We start from the raw sequence: 12779 nt of genomic DNA, 5'->3' as shown, positions 1-12779 counted from the left end.
CAGCGGTTTCAGTCGAGCAGCGGGCTGCGCACGCGCGAGAAGCCGCCGGCCTGGTCATAGGCATGGCCGATCTGCAGCACGGCCAGATCGGCCTGCGCCGGGCCGATGATCTGCAGCCCGGCAGGCAGCCCCTGCGGCCCGAAGCCTGCGGGCGCGGCCAGGGCCGGCAAGCCGGCCATGGTGGCGGGCACCACGGTCTGCATCCAGCGGTGGTAGGTGTCCATCTCGCGGCCGCCCACGGCATGCGGCCAGTCCAGCGCCGCATCGAACGGGAAGACCTGGGCGGAGGGCAGCACCAGAAAGTCGTAGCTGTCGAACAGGCGGCGCAGGGTTTCGTACCAGGCCGAGCGCACACGCGCCGCGTCATAGACCGCCATGGCCGGCAGCGCCAGGCCGCGCTCGATTTCCCAGAGGGCCTCGGGCTTGAGCAGGGCATGCGTGGCCGGGTCGCGGTACAGGGCGGCGTTGGCCCCGGCCACGCTGAAGCTGCGCAGGTCGATCCAGGCGCGCCACAGGCGCTCGAAGTCGAAGGCCGGCACGGCCTCTTCCACCGTGCAGCCGATGGTCTTGAAATGCCGCAGCGCCGCGCGGCAGGTCTCCAGCAGGCCGGGCTCGGTGGGCAGGTGCCCGCCCAGGTCCCCCAGCCAGCCGATGCGCAGGCCCTTGCAATCGCGCTGCAGCTGGGCGGTCCAGTCCTTGGGCGGCTCGCTGCGGCGCGTCAGCGGCAGGCGTGCATCAAAGCCTGCCTGCACGGACAGCAGCAGGGCCAGGTCGGGAATGTCCCGCGCCATGGGGCCGGCCACGCTGAACTGCTGGAAGAACACCTCCTCCGAAGGGCCATGCGGCACGCAGCCCACCGAGGTGCGCAGTCCGTAGACATGGTTGAAGGCGGCCGGCGTGCGCAGCGAGCCCATCATGTCCGAGCCATCGGCCACGGGCAGCATGCGCAGCGCCACGGCCACGCCGGCCCCGCCGCTGCTGCCGCCAGCGGAGCGCGAGGGATCGAAGGCATTGCGCGTGGTCCCGTAGACCGGGTTGTAGGTATGGCCGCCCAGGCCGAACTCGGGCGAATTGCTGCGCGCCACAAACAGCGCACCGCCTGCGCGCATGCGCTCGAACACCACGCAATCGGTCTGCGAGACCTGGCCTGCGAAGATGGGCGATCCCTTGGTCGTCACCATGCCGGCCGCCGGCATGATGTCCTTGGGTGCCTGGGGAAAGCCGTGCAGCGGCCCCAGGCTCTGGCCGCGCGCCAGCAGCGTGTCCAGCTCGCGGGAGCGGCCGCGCAGCCAGTCCCGGTCCAGCGGAGACACCAGCGCGTTGACCACGGGGTTGAGGCGGTCGATCTGTGCGCAATAGGCATCCAGCACCTCCACGCAGGACAGATCGCGGCCCTGGATGGCCTTTGACAGCGCGACTGCCGACATCTCCACGACGCCACCACCCCCGGTGGCCAGATCCGGCTGCTGCGTTGCGGTGCTTGCGTTTGACTCCATGGATTTCCTCGTTTTTGTGACAGAACGAAGTCAGCATAAGCAGGCGAAATTATTTCGACAATCGCCTTTTTCTTGGCTTATCGTTGCGTTTTTCGCAAACCACGAGCAGGCCATCATGCTTTCCAACCGCCTACAGGACACGGCCCTGCGCTACTTTCTCGAAGTGGTGCGCAGCGGCTCGGTCAGCGAAGCCGCCACGCGGCTCAATGTCTCGCCCTCGGCCGTGAGCCGCCAGGTCGCCGGACTGGAAGAGATGCTGGGCGTGCCGCTGTTCGAGCGCCGCCCGCGCGGCATGGCGCCCAGCCCGGCAGGCGAGCTGCTGGCCGCCCACGCACGCCGCGGTGCGCTGGAGGCCGACCGTGTGGTCTCCGACATCGAGGCCCTGCAGGGCCTGCGCCGGGGCGTGGTGCGCGTGTGCAGCTCGGGAGGCTTTGCCATCGAGTTCCTGCCACGTGCCATGGCGCTTTTCCGCGAACAGTACCCGGGCATGCAGTTCCACCTGCGTGTGGAGGCGCCTGCCGCCGTGACCCAGGCCGTGCTGGGCGGCGAGGCCGATGTGGGCCTGACCTACAGCCGCGCGGCGGCACGTGACATCGAGGTCTGGCACCGCCAGGTCTCGCCCGTGGTCGCCATCATGCGGCCCGACCATGCGCTGGCCCGGCATGCCAGCATCACCCTGGCCCAGATGCATCCCCATGCCATTGCCCTGCCCGAGGACGCCAACACCGCGCGCCAGCTGTTCGACATCGCCTGCAGCCACCGCCGCCTGGTGTTCGAGCCCGCCCTGGTCAGCGGCCAGTTCGAGACCCTGGTGCACTTCGTGCTGCACGGCGGCGGCCTGTCGCTGGGCGGTGAGGTCACCATGCGCGAGCGCGTGCGACGAGGCGAGCTGCATGCGGCGCCCATCCGCGAGCGCGGCATGAATGCGCGCGCCATCGAGCTGCAGACGCTGTCCGGACGCACCCTGTCCAAGGGCGTGCGGGCCTTTGTGGAGCACCTGCGGGAACTGCTGCCGGCTGGATAGGAGGAAGAGGAGAAGGGAACGAAGGAAGAAGAAGAAGAAGGGGAACGGGTCTCAAGCGCAGTGGCAGGCGCTCAGGCCGGCCCGCCTTCCAGCTGGCGCTGCGCCCAATGCCACTGCGCCCGGCGTGTGGCCTGCCGCAGCCGCTGTGCCAGCGCCTGGCGCTCAGGCAGGCCGGGCAGGTACTCGGCCATCTGCACGCCGCGCAGTCCCAGCTCCAGCAGCTCGATCTGCTCGGAGCTGTTGCCCGTGCACAGCACCATGCCCATCGGCGTGTTCTCGCCCTGCTCATGCTCATGCCGGTCCAGCCAGCGCAGGTATTGCTCCATCTGCTCCTTGTCCTCGGCCGTGAATTCGCCCACCTTCAGCTCCACCGCCACCAGCCGCCGTAGCTTGCGGTTGTAGAACAGCAGATCGAGGTGGAAGTCCTGCTCATCCACATGCATGTGCATTTGCCGCCCCACCAGGGTGAAGCCCGTGCCCGACCGCAGCAGGAAGGCCTCCATCTCGCGGATGATGGCGGCCTGCAGGTCGCCCTCCTGCCAGGCATCGTGCAGCCCCAGAAAGTCGAAGATGTAGGGATCGCGCATGAACAGCGCTGGCGACATGCGCTCGGTGCTGCGCGGCGTGACCGGCTCCTGCGCGATCAGCGCCTCGGCATCGCAGGGCAGCGCCAGGCGTTCATAGAGCTGGGAGTCGATGCGGCTGCGCAGCGTGCGTGCGCTCCAGCGCTCAAGGCTCGCCATGCTGGCGTAGTACTCGCGCTGCACCGGGTCCTTGATCGCAATCAGCACGATGAAATGCGCCCAGCTCAATTTCCGGGTCGGCGAGACGACCAGGGGCTGGTCGGGAAACGCGGTGGAGAACTGCGTCATGCGCCACAGGTTCTTCTCCGAGAAGCTGCTGCCATAGTCCTGGACCAGATGCCCGGCCAGCACCGGCAGGACCTCATCGCTGCAGCCTGCCTGCCGCACCTCGGATTCATGGCCATGGATGTGCTGGCCGATGTGCCAGTACAGCAGGGTGAGTTCACTGTTGACGTTGGCTGCCACGCGAAGCCGCGCGGCCTCGATCAGGTCCCGCACATTGCCCAGCAGGGCCTGTGACGATGCGAGCGCGGGAGAAACGGATATCTTGCGAGTGGCCATGTGGTCGCCCCCCTCCTGGTGGCGTGATGTCTGGATGTCTGGTGTCGGCGGAATCGATCCGGCCGACTATTGCGATGCGGCCTTGGCCAGTCAACGCCGCATCTGCATAACCAGACGATCTGACCCTGGCAGACATGAAAAATCAGAACATTCCTAGAGCCTGTTACGCACTTTCAAATACCCGCGCTTGCATGACAATGCACGCCACATCGATGGATACGCGCCCCCACAATGAAAACCACCAGCATCGAACCCTTCTTCGCCACGCTCAAGGCCGCCAATCCCTCGCCCCAGACCGAGCTGGAATACACCAACGTCTTCGAGCTGCTGTCTGCCGTGCTGCTCTCGGCCCAGGCCACGGACGTGGGCGTGAACAAGGCCACGCGCAAGCTGTTTCCCGTGGCCAATACGCCCCAGGCCATCCTGGACCTGGGACTTGAAGGGCTGGAGGGCTACATCAAGACCATCGGCCTGTACCGCAGCAAGGCCAAACACCTGATGCAGACCTGCCAGATCCTGGTCGAGCGCCACGGCGGCCAGGTGCCGCGCACGCGCGAGGAGCTGGAAGCCCTGCCCGGCGTGGGACGCAAGACCGCCAACGTGGTGCTCAACGTGGCCTTTGGCGAGCCCACCATGGCCGTGGACACGCACATCTTCCGCGTGGGCAACCGCACGGGCCTGGCACCGGGCAAGACGCCGCTGGCCGTGGAGATGCAACTCATGAAGCGCGTGCCCCCGGCCTATGCCGTGGACTCGCACCACTGGCTCATCCTGCTGGGCCGCTACGTCTGCCAGGCCCGCAAGCCACGCTGCTGGGAGTGCGTGGTGGCGCCGTACTGCGACTACTCGCCCAAGACGCCTGCCCCGGCTGCGGGCAAGCGCTGAGCCTCAATCGGCCTTGAAGCCCGTGGCCGCCACGGCCTTGCCCCAGGTGACCGTATCGGCGCGCATGATGCGGGCGAGTTCGTCGCCCGTGGTGCCCGTCACGCGGAAACCGGCTTCTTCCAGCCGGCTGCGGCTGTCGGGCTGCTGCAGGGCGCGCACGATGTCGGCCTGCAGCCTGGCCACGATCTCGGGCGGTGTCTTGGCGGGCGCGACCACGCCGAACCAGGAATTGAACTCCAGCGACGGATAGCCCTGCTCCCGGATGGTGGGCAGCTCGGGCATGGACTGGGTGCGCGTGGCGCCCGTGCTGCCCAGGGCCGTGAGCTTGCCGGCCTTGACCTGGGGCGCGGCCAGGGCCGCCGTGGCGAAGACGGCCTGCACGTCGCCGCTGAACAGGCCGCCCAGGGCATCGTTGGTGTTCTTGTAGTGCACGGGCTCGGGCTTGAGCTGCACGGCATTGCCGAACATGAAGGCGCCGAAATGGCCGGGCGTGCCGGCGCCGAAGGTGGCGATGAACAGCTCCTTGCGCTGGCGCGCCCAGGCCACGAAATCGGGCACATTGCGGGCCGGCACTTTCTGCGGATTGACCAGCAGCACGAAGTCGGAGGTGACGACCTGGCTGACGGGCACGAAGTCCTTTTGCGGGTCGTAGGGCAGGCGCTGGTAGGTGTTGGGGGCAATGCTGAGCTGGCCGGTCTCGCCCAGCATCAGCGTGTAGCCGTCAGGCACGGCCCGTGCCGCCTCGCTGGCGGCGATGAGGCCGCCAGCGCCCGGCTTGTTGTCCACGACCACGCCCAGGTTGCCCCATTGCTCGGAGAGTTTCTGCGCGAGCAGGCGCGCCACGATGTCCGGCCCCGTTCCCGCAGGAAAGCCGACGAGCAGGCGCACAGGCTTGCTCGGGAAGGCCGGCTGGGCGCCGACCACGGTCCAGGGAGCCAGCCCGGTGGCCAGTACGGCGGCAAGTGCGCAGGCCACGGCGGTGCGGCGCGACTTCGATGCCTGGTTTTTCATGTGTCTTGTCTCCTGCATTGTGGGTATCGAGAGGGGGAAAGGAGCGGCTCAGAGCAGTTCGTGAAAGCGCATCTGCACGCGGTCGGGATGGCGCGCGCCGGTGCCGAAGAACAGGCGCTCGTTGATCCAGGCCAGCGCACGGCTGGCCGTCTCCATGCGGGGCGCGCAGCGGAAATAGATGTGCGCGGGGTCCACGGGCTCGCCGCGTGCCAGCTTTGCCATGTGCGCCGGGTCGCCGCTGCGCAGTGCCTGGTTGCAGACATAGATCAGGTCGCCGGCATCGGTCTCCAGCACATAGCGCGCATCGAGCTCGGCCAGCCCGCCGTGCACGATGCGCTGGAAGTCCGCGCCTCCGGGCAGCACGCGCGCGCTCCAGCCGTCGCCCTGGGCCGTGCCGCCCAGGATGGGGATCAGTCGGCGCCCGCCGTGCGCCGTGGCACCGACCTCCTGCGGCGGGCCCACCTGCACGCTCAGGTCGGCGAAGAAGCGAAAGCGCGGATCGGGCAAGGCCGCAAGCTGCGGCACGTCATCTGGCATGGTTCTGGGGCTCCGGTGGATGGAATCGGGACCTAGCATAAGCACCATTGCCCGGGCCAGCCGTCATCCCGGAAGATGACAACGCCCTGCCCTCCCCTGCCATCCCTTGAGACACTGGACCGCCCCCTCCGACACCCCTGACGCCAGCGCCCTGTGCGCCCATGCGTCCGGCCATGCGTCCGGCCACGCGCCCAGCCACGCCATCGGCCACATGGTCGCCAGCCTGGGCGAGCCCGGCTTCGCCCGGCAGGTGCTGGAGGCCATGAACCCGCTGCTGCCCGCCGCCTCCTGGTCGGTCTACCGCACGGGCCCGCGCAGCCGGCCGCAGCTGTTCCTGTCGGCCAGCAGCGAGGCGCGCGACACCACGCGCGACTGCTGGTGGGCCTATCTCTCGGGTCCTTATCTGCGCGACAGCACCTGGAACCACGGCGACGCCGGCCCGGCACGCAGCACGGCGCTGTGCCACATCACGGCCCAGGAGGTGGAGGGCGAGCACCGCGCCCTGGTCTACGACGCGCACGGCATGGCCGAGCGCGTGTCCATCGTCGAGCACCAGGACGACGGCGGTGTGTTTGCCGTCAATTTCTACCGCCACCAGCACCAAAGGGCACTGGGCGATGCGCAGATCGACCGCTTCGGGAGCATGGCGCCCGTGCTGCTGGCCCTGGCGCACAAGCACATCGCGCTGACGCAGGCGCAGCCCGCCGTGGTAACGGCCTCGGCCTCGGCCCCGGCCACCCCACCCAGCCAGCCCCGGCAGCGGCAGACACTGCCGGCCCTGCGCATGCGCCTGCTGCAGGCACAGCCCGACCTGACGCCGCGCGAACTCGATGTCTGCGCCCGGCTGCTGCAGGGCATGACGCATGAGGGCATTGCCTGCGACCTGTGCCTGAGCCTGCCCACCGTCAAGACCTACCGCAACCGCGCCTTTGCGCGGCTGGGCATCCACTTTCGCAGCGAGCTGTTCGCGCTGGCCATGGAGCCGCAGGGCTGAGGCCTTGCGTCAATCCAGCGATGCGCCGGACGCCTTGACGATGCGCGCCCACTTGGCGATGTCCTCGCGCAGCAGGGCCGCCATCTGGGCGGGCGGCACGGGCCTGTCCGCCGGCCCGGCCAGCTCCACGCCCGAAGCTTCCAGCCGGGTGCGCAGATCGCCGGCCGCCAGCGCGCGGGCCATGCCGTCCTGCAACTGCGCCAGCACCGGCGCGGGCACGCCTTCAGGCGCAAAAAGACCCACCCACAGCGTGCCGTTGTAGCCGGGCACGGTCTCGCCAATGGTGGGCACGTCGGGCAGCAGCGGCGATCGCGCCGCGCCGCTCACGGCCAGCGCACGCAGCCGGCCGGCCTGGATATGGGGCAGCGTTGATGGCAGGCTGCCGAACAGCAGCGGCACCTGCCCGCCCAGCACATCGTTGAGCGCGGGCGCCACGCCCTTGTAGGGCACATGCTGCAGCTGGATGCCCGCCATGCTGTTGAGCATCTCGCCCAGCAGATGGTTGAGCGTGCCGTTGCCGGCCGAGGCATAGCGGAACTCGTCGGGCCGGCCCCGGGCCATGGCGATCAGCTCGGGCACGGATTTGGCCGCAAAGCCGGGATGGGCCAGCAGCACATTGGGCACGGAGCCGATCAGGCCGATGGGCCGGAAGTCCTTCACCGGATCGAAACCCGGCTTGCGGTACAGCGCGGGGTTGATGGCCTGGCTGCTGCTGATGGTCATCAGCAGGGTATGCCCGTCGCGCGGCGCCTTGGCCACGGCCTGGGTGCCGATGTTGCCGCCCGCGCCGGGCCGGTTCTCGACCACCACGCTGGCGCCCAGCACCTCGGCCAGCTTCTGGCTCACCAGCCGGCCCACGATGTCGTTGGTGCCGCCCGGCGCCTGCGGGACGATCATCACGATGGGCCGCGCGGGCCAGGCCTGGGCATGGCCCAGCAGGGGCAAGGCGAGTGCAGTTGCCAGCAGGCTTCGGCGGCGCAAAAGGCTCGACGGCAGGGGAAAGGAAGAATCCGGCATGGTCATGTCTCCATTTGTTCTTGTCGCAAGCCCGCATGGTTGCCCGTGCCGGGCCAGCGCACAATCGCGCATTTCCTGACCCGGCCTTCGGAATTGACAAAGCCTTGACCCCGCCCATGCCCTCTTCGCCCTTCATGCCCCTCATGCATTTCGACCTGACGGACCTGCGCCTGTTCGTGCATGCCGCCGAACTGGGCAGCCTCACGCGCGCCTCGCAAAGGCAGCACCTGTCCCTGGCCGCAGCCAGCCTGCGCATCAAGGCGCTGGAGGAGCAGGCGGGCATGCCCCTGCTGTACCGCGAGGCGCGCGGCGTGCGGCCCACGCCGGCCGGCGAAGCCTTCCTGCACCACGCGCGCGGCATGCTGCTGCAGTCCGAGCAGCTGCGCCACGACCTGCAGGAGTACGGCGCCGGCCTGCGCGGCCATGTGCGGGTGTTTGCCAACACCACGGCCGTGACCGATTTCCTGCCCGAGATCCTGCCCGCCTTTCTTGCCGACCACCCGCGCGTGAATGTGGACCTGCAGGAGCGGCCCAACGCCGAGATCGCGCGCGGCGTGCTGGACGGCCGGGCCGACCTGGGCATCGTGGCCGGCCAGGTGGATACGCTGGGCCTGCAGACCATCCACTTCAGCACCGACCGGCTGGTGCTGGCCACGCCGCGCGGCCACCGCTTTGCGCGGCGCAAGCGCATTGCGTTTGCCGAGACGCTGGACGAGGACGCCATCGGCATGCAGCAGGGCAGCACACTGCAGACATTTCTGGCAGGTGTGACCGAGCGCCTGGGCAAGCCCATGAAGCTGCGCATACAGCTGTCCAGCTTCGACGCCATGTGCCGCATGATCGGCGCCGGCGTGGGAATCGGCATCGTTCCCGAGAGCGCCGCGCGGCGCAACCGCGAAAGCATGGGGCTGGCGCTGATCGATCTGACCGACGCCTGGAGCGTGCGCGAGCGCCGCATCCTCGTGCGCGACCAGGGCCGGCTGCCGCGCCATGCGCAGGCCCTGATCGAGGTGCTGCAGGCCTACTACGCCGCGCCTGCCGTCTCCTGAGCCTGCGGCGCACCCTGCTCCATCAGGCTGGACAGCGAAAGGACCTGCCCGCCGCCCGCATCGAAGTTGCCCGGCTCCAGCCAGCGCTGGTAGGCCGCGCGCAGCGCCGGCCATTCGCTGTCGATGATGGAGAACCAGGCCGTGTCGCGGCTGCGGCCCTTGTAGACCACGGCCTGGCGGAACACCCCCTCGAACTGGAAGCCCAGGCGCGCCGCTGCGGCACGCGACGGCGCATTCAGGCTGTCGCACTTCCACTCGTAGCGGCGGTAGCCCAGCTCGTCGAAGGCGCGCTGCATCAGCAGGAACTGCGCCTCGGTGGCCGCACGCGTGCGCTTGAGCTGGCGCGAGTAGCAGACAAAGCCCACTTCCATCACGCCGCTGGCCGTGTCCACGCGCATCAGCGCCAGCGAGCCGATGGCACGGCCCGTGGCCAGGTCGATGACGGCGTGGTGCAGCGGGTCATCGCTGGCCTGGGCGGCCTCGGCAAAGCGCAGATAGGCCTGGGCATCCGCGAAGGGGCCTACCGACATGTAGGTCCAGTCGCTGGCGTCCGGCGCCTGGCTGAAGGCATCGAACAGATCGGCTGCATGGCGCGCGGCGGACAGCGGCTCCAGCCGGCAGTAGCGGCCTTGCATGGGCGTGCGCGGCGGGCGCTGGCGTGGGGTCCAGTTGGGAAGGTCGTGGCCTACGGGTTGGGAGTGGGCATTGAGTGCGGGGGGCATGGGAGATTCCTGGTCAGGTCATTTGGCAGGGCCACGATAGCGCTGGCGTGGCATCATTGAAAGCGCCATATCCCCCTTATTTCATGGTGCCACGCCATCCATTGCATGCACGCCTTCGACCTGCTGACCAGTCCCTTGCAATCCGGCCCTGGAGCGGCTCCCCGCCAGCGCCAACTGATCCAGCGCCTGAAGCAGGCCATCCTGGCGGGCCGCCTGCCGGCCGGTGACCGCCTGCCAGCCTCGCGCGCCCTGTCGGAGGATCTGGGAGTCTCGCGCAACACCGTGCTCATCGCCTACGAGCAACTGGCGGCCGAAGGCTATGTGGTCGCCGACCGGCAGGGCACGCGCGTGGCGGCTGTATCCACCCATTCCACGGCAGCCGCCGAGGCGGCAGCCGCGCCCCCTTGCGCACCCCGCACGGCCCGGCGCCTGGACCGCATCGCGCCCACGCGCCATGCCATCGACCGCAGCCTGCCCCTGACGCCGGGCACGCCCGCGCTGGACAGATTCCCCCTGCCCGCCTGGCGCCGTTCGCAGGACCGCGCATTGCGCCTTCCCGCCAGCGCCACGCTGGACTATGGCGATCCTGCGGGCGAGCCCGCACTGCGCCAGGCCATTGCGCAGCACCTGCGCATCTCGCGCGGCGTGCGCTGCGATGCCTCGCGCATCATCGTCACCGAAGGCGCCCAGGGTGCGCTGGACCTGTGCGTGCAACTGCTCACCAACCCGGGCGACCATGCCTGGCTGGAGGAGCCCGGCTACCGGGGCGCCAAGTCGGCCTTTGCAGGGGGTGACCTGTGCGTCAGCACACTGCGCGTGGATGCGGATGGCGCAGCCATCGCGCCCGGCCTGTGGGACAGCCATCCTCCACGGCTGATCCAGATCACGCCGTCGCACCAATATCCCACGGGCGCCGTGCTGTCGGTGGCTCGCCGGCTAGACTTGCTGGAGCGCGCGCGCCGCGCGGGGGCCTGGATCATCGAGGACGACTACGACAGCGAATTCCGCCACCAGGGCACGCCCATCGCCGCCATGCAGGGCCAGGTGCCGGATGCGCCCGTGCTCTATGTGGGCACCTTCAGCAAGACCATGTTCCCGGCACTGCGCCTGGGCTTTGTGGTGCTGCCGCAGGCCCTGGCCACCAGCGCGGCATCCGCCGTGCAGGAGATGCTGCGCGGCGGCCATCGGCTGGAGCAACTGGCCATGGCGGACTTCATGGAAAGCGGCCAGTTCTCGCGCCACCTGGGCCGCATGCGGCGCCTGTACCGCGAGCGCCAGGCGGCCCTGCGCGAGGCGCTTGCCACGCAACTGGGCGTGGAGCACGAGGTGCTGGGCGGCCACGGCGGCCTGCATTTGACCGTGCGGCTGCCGCCGGACCTGTCCGACCGCGCCATCGTGGAGCAGGCGCGGCGCGCCGGCATGAACCCGGGCGCCCTCTCGTCCTTCGCCCTGGCACCGCTGCCCCAGGACAACGGCCTGGTGATCGGCTATGGCAACACCGATGCCGCGCGCTTCGGCGCGCTGGTCAGGCGGCTGGGCAAGCTGGCGGCAGCTGCGTTACCGCGCTAGCCGCGGCGCGGCTCCAGCGGCTATGCCTCCTCCGAACGCGTGCTTACACCGGCCTGCGCAAAGCTGGCCATCTCGCCCAGCATGGCGCAGGCCGACACCAGCAGCGGCCAGGCCAGCGCCGCACCCGAGCCTTCGCCCAGGCGCAGTTGCCAGTCCAGCAGCGGCTCGGCACCCAGGTGGGCCAGCATGCGCACATGGCCGGGCTCGCCCGAGCGGTGCGAGAAAACGCAGCGCTCCAGCACGGCCGGCTGCAGGCGGCTGGCCACCAGCACGGCGGCCGTGGTGATGAAGCCATCGACCACGATGACGCGCCGCTCGGCGGCGGCCTGCAGCACGGCGCCCACCATGGTGGCGACCTCAAAGCCGCCCATGGCCGCCAGCGCGTCCAGCGGTTGCGTGGCCTGGGCGTGCAGCTGCAGCACCTCCTGCAGCACCCCGATCTTGCGCGCCAGCCCGGCCGCATCCAGGCCGGTGCCCGCACCCGTGACCTCGGCCAGCGGTTCGCCGCACAGCCGCGCCAGCAGCAAGGATGCGCTGGAGGTATTGCCGATGCCCATCTCGCCCAGCAGCAGCGCATTGCCCGGCAACTGGCGCACCAGAGCCATGCCGTTGCGCAGGGCCATGGCGCATTCGGTGGCCGTCATGGCCGGGCCCTGGCTGCAGTCGCGCGTGCCATAGCCCAGCTTGCGGCGCCACAGGCGCGGCTGGCCGGGCTGGGGAAGCTTGTCGTCGGGGTCCTGCTCGCGCGCGGGAAAGTCGCGTGCCACGCCGCAGTCCACCACGTTCAGCGCCAGCCCATGCTGGCGTGCCAGCACGCTGACGGCGGCGCCGCCGGCCATGAAGTTCTCGACCATCTGCCAGGTCACATCCACCGGATAGGCCGACACGCCGCGCGCAGCCAGCCCATGGTCGGCCGCAAACACCAGCATCTGCGGCTGCTGCAGCACCGGCCTGTCCTGGCCCAGGATGCAGGCAATGCGCAGCGCCAGCTGCTCCAGCCGCCCCAGCGCGCCCAGCGGCTTGGTCTTGTGGTCTATGGCGTGCTGCACGCGCTGGGTGAAGGCGGCATCGGCCAGCGAGGCGATGGCGGCATTGGCGCCATCGTGCGAGTGTTCTGTGGGTACAGCGGAATGCGGGGTGGGCGTTGACATGGCGAAGCGGCCTTGGCCCGGGACGGGCGTGGCGGGCGGATTGCAAAGGCGCAAGTATGGCGCGCCGCGCAACTCAGGCAGAACCATCGGCCTCTTTCCTGACGCCATGGACGGTCTGGGCGTCGATTGCCGCAGCAGGCCGTACAGGCCGCACCGTTCTGAGACAATCGCTGCCACAC

Annotated in this window: 12 protein-coding genes; 5 read left to right on the top strand and 7 right to left on the bottom strand. The window is 69.5% G+C overall.

Going from position 1 to position 12779, the window contains the following annotated elements; translation table 11 throughout:
- Positions 1-8 precede the first annotated feature (8 nt).
- Positions 9-1496, bottom strand: a complete 1488-nt coding sequence (locus AC57B5_RS01480) for an amidase (RefSeq protein ID WP_492904633.1) — start codon at positions 1494-1496, stop codon at positions 9-11.
- Between the two features lie 115 nt (positions 1497-1611).
- Between AC57B5_RS01480 and AC57B5_RS01475 the strand changes: the two genes are divergently transcribed.
- The gene (locus AC57B5_RS01475) at positions 1612-2520 is read left to right on the top strand and encodes a LysR family transcriptional regulator (RefSeq protein ID WP_448677591.1); all 909 of its coding nucleotides are present in this window, start codon (positions 1612-1614) and stop codon (positions 2518-2520) included.
- 71 nt (positions 2521-2591) lie between these two features.
- Here AC57B5_RS01475 and AC57B5_RS01470 read toward each other — a convergent pair whose 3' ends face one another.
- Positions 2592-3665: a PDDEXK nuclease domain-containing protein gene (locus AC57B5_RS01470; RefSeq protein ID WP_496398560.1), complete on the bottom strand. Its 1074-nt coding sequence runs from the start codon at positions 3663-3665 to the stop codon at positions 2592-2594.
- Between the two features lie 231 nt (positions 3666-3896).
- Between AC57B5_RS01470 and nth the strand changes: the two genes are divergently transcribed.
- The gene (gene nth, locus AC57B5_RS01465; protein ID WP_043819386.1) at positions 3897-4550 is read left to right on the top strand and encodes an endonuclease III; all 654 of its coding nucleotides are present in this window, start codon (positions 3897-3899) and stop codon (positions 4548-4550) included.
- A 3-nt stretch (positions 4551-4553) separates the two neighbouring features.
- On the opposite strand, the gene AC57B5_RS01460 is transcribed toward nth, so the two are convergent.
- Entirely contained in the window at positions 4554-5561 is a 1008-nt protein-coding gene (locus AC57B5_RS01460) for a Bug family tripartite tricarboxylate transporter substrate binding protein (protein WP_013803189.1), read from the bottom strand.
- Between the two features lie 48 nt (positions 5562-5609).
- Positions 5610-6098: a DUF3237 domain-containing protein gene (locus AC57B5_RS01455; protein ID WP_448677594.1), complete on the bottom strand. Its 489-nt coding sequence runs from the start codon at positions 6096-6098 to the stop codon at positions 5610-5612.
- Positions 6099-6204: 106 nt separating this feature from the next.
- Between AC57B5_RS01455 and AC57B5_RS01450 the strand changes: the two genes are divergently transcribed.
- A complete protein-coding gene (locus AC57B5_RS01450; RefSeq protein ID WP_496398559.1) occupies positions 6205-7092 on the top strand; it encodes a helix-turn-helix transcriptional regulator in 888 nt (295 codons plus the stop codon).
- Positions 7093-7101: 9 nt separating this feature from the next.
- Here the strand turns inward: AC57B5_RS01450 and AC57B5_RS01445 are convergent, their stop codons facing one another.
- Complete coding sequence (locus tag AC57B5_RS01445) at positions 7102-8109, bottom strand: tripartite tricarboxylate transporter substrate binding protein (RefSeq protein ID WP_496398558.1); 1008 nt, start codon at positions 8107-8109, stop codon at positions 7102-7104.
- A gap of 143 nt (positions 8110-8252) precedes the next feature.
- Between AC57B5_RS01445 and AC57B5_RS01440 the strand changes: the two genes are divergently transcribed.
- Positions 8253-9158, top strand: coding sequence for a LysR family transcriptional regulator (locus AC57B5_RS01440; protein WP_026062687.1), 906 nt, complete (start codon positions 8253-8255; stop codon positions 9156-9158).
- Here AC57B5_RS01440 and AC57B5_RS01435 read toward each other — a convergent pair.
- Complete coding sequence (locus tag AC57B5_RS01435) at positions 9134-9880, bottom strand: GNAT family N-acetyltransferase (protein ID WP_349613085.1); 747 nt, start codon at positions 9878-9880, stop codon at positions 9134-9136. The genes AC57B5_RS01440 and AC57B5_RS01435 overlap by 25 nt on opposite strands.
- Before the next feature lie 105 nt (positions 9881-9985).
- On the opposite strand from AC57B5_RS01435, the gene pdxR reads away from it, so the two are divergent.
- Positions 9986-11449 (top strand): MocR-like pyridoxine biosynthesis transcription factor PdxR, encoded by a 1464-nt coding sequence (pdxR, locus tag AC57B5_RS01430; protein WP_097202814.1) that lies wholly within the window; start codon positions 9986-9988, stop codon positions 11447-11449.
- A gap of 20 nt (positions 11450-11469) precedes the next feature.
- Here pdxR and cobT read toward each other — a convergent pair whose 3' ends face one another.
- Complete coding sequence (cobT, locus tag AC57B5_RS01425) at positions 11470-12600, bottom strand: nicotinate-nucleotide--dimethylbenzimidazole phosphoribosyltransferase (RefSeq protein WP_496398557.1); 1131 nt, start codon at positions 12598-12600, stop codon at positions 11470-11472.
- Positions 12601-12779: the final 179 nt, after the last annotated feature.

Source organism: Delftia sp. BGA-UO-ETr-SB1 (genome assembly GCF_059567865.1).
Note: the sequence above shows the minus strand (reverse complement) of the source record. Positions and strands in the feature narration are given on the sequence as shown.

Coding starts and splice junctions, on each gene's coding strand:
- AC57B5_RS01480 (WP_492904633.1), bottom strand. CDS start 1,496: ATGGAGTCAAACGCAAGCACCGCAACGCAGCAGCCGGATCTGGCCACC.
- AC57B5_RS01475 (WP_448677591.1), top strand. CDS start 1,612: ATGCTTTCCAACCGCCTACAGGACACGGCCCTGCGCTACTTTCTCGAA.
- AC57B5_RS01470 (WP_496398560.1), bottom strand. CDS start 3,665: ATGGCCACTCGCAAGATATCCGTTTCTCCCGCGCTCGCATCGTCACAG.
- nth (WP_043819386.1), top strand. CDS start 3,897: ATGAAAACCACCAGCATCGAACCCTTCTTCGCCACGCTCAAGGCCGCC.
- AC57B5_RS01460 (WP_013803189.1), bottom strand. CDS start 5,561: ATGAAAAACCAGGCATCGAAGTCGCGCCGCACCGCCGTGGCCTGCGCA.
- AC57B5_RS01455 (WP_448677594.1), bottom strand. CDS start 6,098: ATGCCAGATGACGTGCCGCAGCTTGCGGCCTTGCCCGATCCGCGCTTT.
- AC57B5_RS01445 (WP_496398558.1), bottom strand. CDS start 8,109: ATGCCGGATTCTTCCTTTCCCCTGCCGTCGAGCCTTTTGCGCCGCCGA.
- AC57B5_RS01440 (WP_026062687.1), top strand. CDS start 8,253: ATGCATTTCGACCTGACGGACCTGCGCCTGTTCGTGCATGCCGCCGAA.
- AC57B5_RS01435 (WP_349613085.1), bottom strand. CDS start 9,880: ATGCCCCCCGCACTCAATGCCCACTCCCAACCCGTAGGCCACGACCTT.
- pdxR (WP_097202814.1), top strand. CDS start 9,986: ATGCACGCCTTCGACCTGCTGACCAGTCCCTTGCAATCCGGCCCTGGA.
- cobT (WP_496398557.1), bottom strand. CDS start 12,600: ATGTCAACGCCCACCCCGCATTCCGCTGTACCCACAGAACACTCGCAC.